The following is a 5688-nucleotide window of genomic DNA, read 5'->3' on the forward strand; positions in this document are numbered from 1 at the left end:
GCTCGATCCGCACGCTCTCGGCCATCGCCTGGGGGCAGCTCGACAACCTTCTGACGCGCGCGGCCGATGTGCAGCTCAAGGAACGGCGCCGGCTGGTGTTGCTGGTCCGCGAGAGCCCGCTGCATCTCGGCCATCTCAGAGCGATGCTGCAGGCAACCGAGATCGGCGCGATCATCGCCCCGCCGATGCCGGCCTTCTATCTGAAACCACAGTCGCTGGATGAGGTGATCGACCAGATCGCCGCCCGGGCGATCAACCTGCTCGACCTGACAAAGCTTCGCGCACCCGCAAGGACCTGGTCCGGCCCGGGCGGCGAAGGCGTCTAGCCGGCCGCCTCGCCGGGTCAGTTCACCTCAGCAAAACCGAGCGACGCCTTGACGCCTGGCGAGATCATCCAGGGCTGCCAGGGCGGCTCGAACGTCATGGTGACGTCGACCGATTCCACGCCAGGAACCAGGCACGCGCTGTTGGCGACGCCCTCCTTGAGAAAGGATGCGGCGGGACAACCTGGTGTCGTCGCCGTCATGGTGATGTGCGCGGCGCCGTCGTCGATCGACACGTCATAGACGAAGCCGAGGTCGACGATGTTGTGCCCGAGCTCCGGATCGATCACGACCTTCAGCGCCTGCCTTATCTGAGCCACGAGATCGTCGTCGTTGATCGTCATGCGCAAACCCTCACGGTCAGTTGATAGGTGTCGTTCTGCGGTGTGAAGCCGCCGCGCCATTGATGGCCGCGCTTGGTCAGTTCCCGAAACAGGAAGACCGGTTCACGACTGAGCAAGGCGAAGAGGGTCTGCCCGGGGGCGAGCCGCTCCATTGCAGCCAGAATCCGGACCATCGGCTCCGGTGGATCGAGGTCGCGGTTGTCGAGATGAACCACGGGCTCCGGCCAATCGCCACCACTCGCCACCGCGGGCGCCGGTTCAGCCGCATCGGACGAGCCGTCGTCCGGCAGAAACCGGATCTCCCATTCGCCGCCTTCGAGCTCGGCCTCCCGATGCGCAAAGCCCTTGCTCGCCATGACGTCGAACAGGGGAACCGGTTTGAAGGGGGCATAGAGCCGCAGCCCCTCCCCGGGCTCGAGCCGCGCGAGCGCGGCCATGATGATCGAGAACGGCTCGCCGCCTGCACGCAGGATCGGCCGGACATCGACGTCGATGAATTGGGTCATTGCAGTCTCCTTTCAGTTTCGCGAGACCAACAGATGGGGCACGACTGCTCCCGTCGGCAGGCGCAGCGGCTCCGACACGTCCGCAAGCCGCCTTGCCCTGATGAGCTCCTCGCCCAGGCCGAGCGTCGCAAGCGTCACGACCGCGACGGCGACGCGGAAACCGGGTGCCTCGTCGACCAGGAGCATCAAGGTTGCCGCCCAGCTTCCGGCAAAGAACAGCATGAACCATTTCAACGCGCGGCGCTCGTCAACGAGATCCTGCACGCGGGGCGTCGGCACTCTGCCCATCACCGGACCGTAGGTCTCGAGCCAGGTCAGGAACGGGACGATCTTGTAGAGATTGGCGAGCACGAGGCCAGTGAGCCAGCCGAACGCGACCAGGAACGCGAGCGCTCCGACATGCGATTGGAGAGAACCGGTCGCAAGGAACACGGCGCCGAGGATTGCGACTGCGACGAGGCTCGCCAGCGCAACGAGGCTCATGCGCGTGTTGAGCTCGAGCGCGCGACGCTTGCGGGCTCTGTACAGGCCGAGCATGTCGCGGCCGTAGGCGATTAGCGACAGCAGCGCCGCGGCTCCTGCCAGCAGAAGCGCCAAATTCACCCCGGTCGCACGCCAGAGTGCGAGCACGCCGCCGACAGCTCCGACGGCCAGCGCGGCAATGCCGGCAAGCCAGGCCCGCCGGCCCAGCCGCGCGTCGCTGTCGGGCGCGAGCATGAACATCGCCAGCAGGCGATAGCTGACCCCCATGGCCGTGAAGGTCAGCCATCCGCCAAGCCCGGCAATGGCGTGGATCGGAACGCCCGACACCAGCAGGTCCGGCCATTGCGCGCCGATAGCGGTTCCGGACAGCACGAGAGAGAACATGCCGCCGAATGCCGCCGTGACGCAGATGCAGCCCAGCCCGGCTGCGACGAAGCGCGCCGGCCCCGGCAGCGGACGGGCCGACCAGAGCGTCATGCCGAGATTGGCAACGACCAACGCGAAGCCGGCAATCAGCAGGCTCGCGCCGACCGGAAGCAGCCGGGGCGACCCGTTGAAGTGCCCGCCAAGCGTCAGGAAGCCCGCGAGCAGGATGGTCAGCCCAAGCGTCAGCAGCACCAGAGCCGGCAGTGTCCCGCGCTCCGCATAGAGCGGCCTTGCGGCCAGCACCGGCACGAACTGGAACAGCGCGCCACACAGGACCGTGCTCAACCAGCCAATGCTAACCATGTGCACGATGATGAGCGTGTCCGGCCCGCCGATGTCGTGGTTCGGAAAGCCGAACCCGGCGACAACAAGCACTTCCGCGAGCAGCAGCCATACGATTGCGACCGCGAAGTAGCTGATGGCCCATTTACAGAGGCTGGTTCCAATCACGGCTTGCTTCCCATCGCGTGCAACACGAAACCCCGTGTCAGCACCCGAAAAGGTAAGCGGTTGCAGTCACGACCACTTTGTCGAGGCGCAAACTCCGGCGCCTTTCGCGACTGCCGACGTCAGCATCTGTTCAGGGCAAGACCAACTTCTTGCGGATCGCGTAGCGGACGAGCTCAGCGGTGGACGACATCCTGAGCTTGCGCATGGCCGAGGCGCGATGGGTCTCGACGGTCTTCACACTCAGTTTCAGGATGGAGCTGATCGACCTGTTGGTATGCCCCTCCGCGATCAGCTGGACCACGCTCTGCTCGCGTGAAGTCAGCAGCATGTCGGCCCGATTCTCCTTGTTGCCCTGGTAGTCGTGCAGCAGCCTCTCCAGCAGGATGCTGGTGAAGTAGGGCCTGCCGTCGAGCAGGGCCTCGATGGCGGAGATGAGGTGCTTGCGCGCGTCTGACTTGAACAGAAAGCCGCGCACCCCGGCCAGAATGGCTTCGGTCAGAAGCTCTTCGCTCTCGTGCATGGTCAGGATCAGGACCTGCGCGCCAAGGTGGAGTGCCTTGAGGCGGCGACTGACCTCCAACCCGTTCATGACCGGCATAGAGTAGTCAACGATCACGATGTCCGGCCTGGTCTCGAGCGCCAGCGCGACCGCCTGCTCGCCATCGGTCGCCACGCCGCTCACGATCCAGCTGGAATGCGCTTCGATGATTGCACGCAGCCCGGAACGCACAACTTCATGATCATCCGCAATCAAGATGCGTTTCACCGTGTCGTTCCTGTTGGCCGACCCTTGCGCTTCCGGGCCGATACCGGCAGCAAACCGGCAGCACAGTCGAACGATCATAGGGAGCGTGGCTGGAATCGTTATCCCACAAAACCCTGATATCTCCCGGCGAAGGTACCGACGCCCGTATTGCTCGCTAATATCGCCGTTTCACGCCTCGACCAGCCCGGTCCGAACGGCGTACCGGACCAGCCCCGCCGTCGAGTTCACCTCCAGCTTGCGCATCGCTGCTGCCCGATGGGCCTCGGTGGTCTTGACGCTGAGGTCGAGGATCGCACTGATGCCCTTGTTGCTGTATCCCTCCGCGACCAGCTTGACGACCAGTTGCTCGCGGGCCGTGAGTTCGTGATGCCGCTCGCCGTTGGTCCGCGGCGCATGGTCGAGTTCGGTCTTCCGGGGCCAGAACGGCCGGTGCAGCAACAAGGCTTCGACAGCTGCGACAAGCAGCTTGTTGGCGTCGGATTTCACCAGGAATGCACGCGCCCCCGCCTCGAATGCTTGCTGGGCAAGCAAGCCCGAATTGTGCACCGTGAAGATCAGCACCTCAGTCTGCAGCGGATACTCTCTGATCCGCCGCGCCACCTCGACACCAGTCATGCGCGGCATCGAGAAGTCGACGATGGCGACATGGGGCCGGCTTTCGATCGCGGCTGCTACCGCCATGCCGCCGTCATTCACCTCGGCGACCACCTCCCAATCCACCCGTTGCTCGAGCACCGCCCGCAAGCCCGACCGTACCGCCTCATGATCGTCCGCGATGAGAATTCGCTTCATGGCAGAGCACTCCGAATCCGCATCGGCGATGGGCCGTGACCCCGGCCCGCCGCCCCGCAGTTAGTGTTTTTTCGCTGATTGTGCGCCTGCGCGGGCCCTTGCATTTGTCGTGGCCCCGCGGCGATTGGCCCTGTTCGCCGAGGGAGCATACGGAAATACTGCACACAGCACCGTGCCGGCATGCCGGGGCGCGCGACTGGATTGGATATCGAGCGTACCCCCGATCTCGTGCAGCCGTGCTTGCATCGCCGGAATTCCGACACCAACAGAGACCGCGCTCCTGCCGAAACCCGGCGGGAGCCCACGTCCATTGTCGCTGAGCGTCAGGTGAAACCGGCCGTCCGCGGTGTCGATAACGATGGCCACCTCGGTCGCGTTCGCATGACGGAAGACGTTCGTCAGCGCTTCCTGGACGACCCGTAGCAACGTTCGTTTCGTCTCGTAAGGCAACCGATCCACATCCGGCACGATGTTGACACTCGCGCGCAACGACGTGCGCGCCGCAAATCCCTCCGCGTACCGCTCGATCGCAGCCTTCAGGCCCTCACCGGCGAGGTTCCGGGGATGCAGCAGATAGGCAAAGGCGCGGATTTCCCGGAGGGCTTCATCGATCGATGCATCGATTTCGTCGCAGAGCCGCTCGGCCAAATCCGGTTCGCCGATGCTGCTTCGGATCCGCATGAGACCGAGACTCGCGGCAATCAGGTGCTGGCAGGTCGAATCGTGGAGATCGGACGCTATCCGCTGCTGGATGCCTTCCTGGATCGATACCAGGCCGAGGTTCACGTCGAGCCCGTTGCCCTGTCCGACCCCGCTCTCGAACGCGCGGCTGCGCAGGGCGCGGTGGCTGCCGATCAAGCGAACCGCACCACCACACGAAGATTGAACGACCGGAGTTACTACCGTTTCGACGTTCCGGGGCGAGCCGCCGAACGCGAGACGCTGCCGGATCCTGATTTCCGCTCCTTCCGCAACGCACGCCCCCAGCGCCTGGCAGACGATTCTAGCGTCGTCTGCGTTCATGCAATCGAACACATCCATGTCGTAAACGTCTTCCGGCGAGAGACCGAGCCGGGACCCGAACTCCGGATTGATCGCCTCATAGACGAAGCGCCCTTCAGGAGACGGGCGCACGACGAAGAGGAGATCAGTCGAAAACGTCCAATAGAGCGCTTCGATCGATTGTTCCGAACCTGTCCGAAGCCAGTTCCCGAGGCCGGTTCGATGCGACTCGCTGGCGGGGGAGACATGTACCTTCACGATACGCACTCACTCTTCTCCGGCGACATCGCGACGCTGACAACAGCATCACCTGTGTCCGCTCGCCTGTTCGGGGACATGTCCCCTCGCCGGCCCGCGGCGCCTTGGAGCCGATCCAATTATACACCTTGGAATCGCCCCACAACAAGAGGTAGCATTTCCTTAGGATTAAAATCTCGAATCCCCGACGCGGCGTCTGCGCGGCGAAGCAGTTCGTGTCCTGCGCAAGCGCTCGAATTTGGCGCAACAGAGATTAAAAATGCGGAATTCCGAGACAGCGAACTCCCGCGCCGATAGGCGGCCATGCCTACCAACGTAGCGAGGCGCTAGCGGCTGCC

7 protein-coding genes are annotated in these 5688 nt (G+C 64.2%); 1 reads left to right on the forward strand and 6 read right to left on the reverse strand.

Annotated elements, in window-relative coordinates:
- Positions 1-326: UbiX family flavin prenyltransferase (locus IC66_RS0126325; RefSeq protein ID WP_157158099.1), on the forward strand; the 326-nt coding region annotated here is incomplete at its 5' end.
- Positions 327-343: 17 nt separating this feature from the next.
- Here IC66_RS0126325 and IC66_RS0126330 read toward each other — a convergent pair.
- The 6 genes from IC66_RS0126330 to IC66_RS0126355 form a co-directional block, all read right to left on the reverse strand.
- Positions 344-667, reverse strand: coding sequence for a metal-sulfur cluster assembly factor (locus tag IC66_RS0126330; protein ID WP_038949673.1), 324 nt, complete (start codon positions 665-667; stop codon positions 344-346).
- Positions 664-1173, reverse strand: a complete 510-nt coding sequence (locus IC66_RS0126335) for a DUF2249 domain-containing protein (protein WP_028143783.1) — start codon at positions 1171-1173, stop codon at positions 664-666. Before IC66_RS0126335 ends, IC66_RS0126330 begins: the two co-directional genes overlap by 4 nt.
- Before the next feature lie 12 nt (positions 1174-1185).
- A complete protein-coding gene (locus IC66_RS0126340) occupies positions 1186-2532 on the reverse strand; it encodes a hypothetical protein (protein ID WP_038949674.1) in 1347 nt (448 codons plus the stop codon).
- A 130-nt stretch (positions 2533-2662) separates the two neighbouring features.
- On the reverse strand, positions 2663-3298 hold the full coding sequence (locus IC66_RS0126345) for a response regulator (RefSeq protein ID WP_028143785.1): 636 nt from the start codon (positions 3296-3298) through the stop codon (positions 2663-2665).
- Between the two features lie 168 nt (positions 3299-3466).
- The gene (locus IC66_RS0126350; protein ID WP_018318087.1) at positions 3467-4090 is read right to left on the reverse strand and encodes a response regulator; all 624 of its coding nucleotides are present in this window, start codon (positions 4088-4090) and stop codon (positions 3467-3469) included.
- A 60-nt stretch (positions 4091-4150) separates the two neighbouring features.
- Positions 4151-5359, reverse strand: coding sequence for a sensor histidine kinase (locus tag IC66_RS0126355; RefSeq protein ID WP_028143786.1), 1209 nt, complete (start codon positions 5357-5359; stop codon positions 4151-4153).
- Between the last annotated feature and the right edge of the window lie 329 nt (positions 5360-5688).

Origin of the sequence: Bradyrhizobium genomosp. III (assembly GCF_000261705.1) — a bacterium.
Lineage (GTDB): Bacteria > Pseudomonadota > Alphaproteobacteria > Rhizobiales > Xanthobacteraceae > Bradyrhizobium > Bradyrhizobium ottawaense.

Excerpts from the sequence above, each read along its gene's own strand:
- IC66_RS0126330 (WP_038949673.1), bottom strand. The coding sequence starts at position 667 with ATGACGATCAACGACGACGATCTCGTGGCTCAGATAAGGCAGGCGCTG.
- IC66_RS0126335 (WP_028143783.1), bottom strand. The coding sequence starts at position 1,173 with ATGACCCAATTCATCGACGTCGATGTCCGGCCGATCCTGCGTGCAGGC.
- IC66_RS0126350 (WP_018318087.1), bottom strand. The coding sequence starts at position 4,090 with ATGAAGCGAATTCTCATCGCGGACGATCATGAGGCGGTACGGTCGGGC.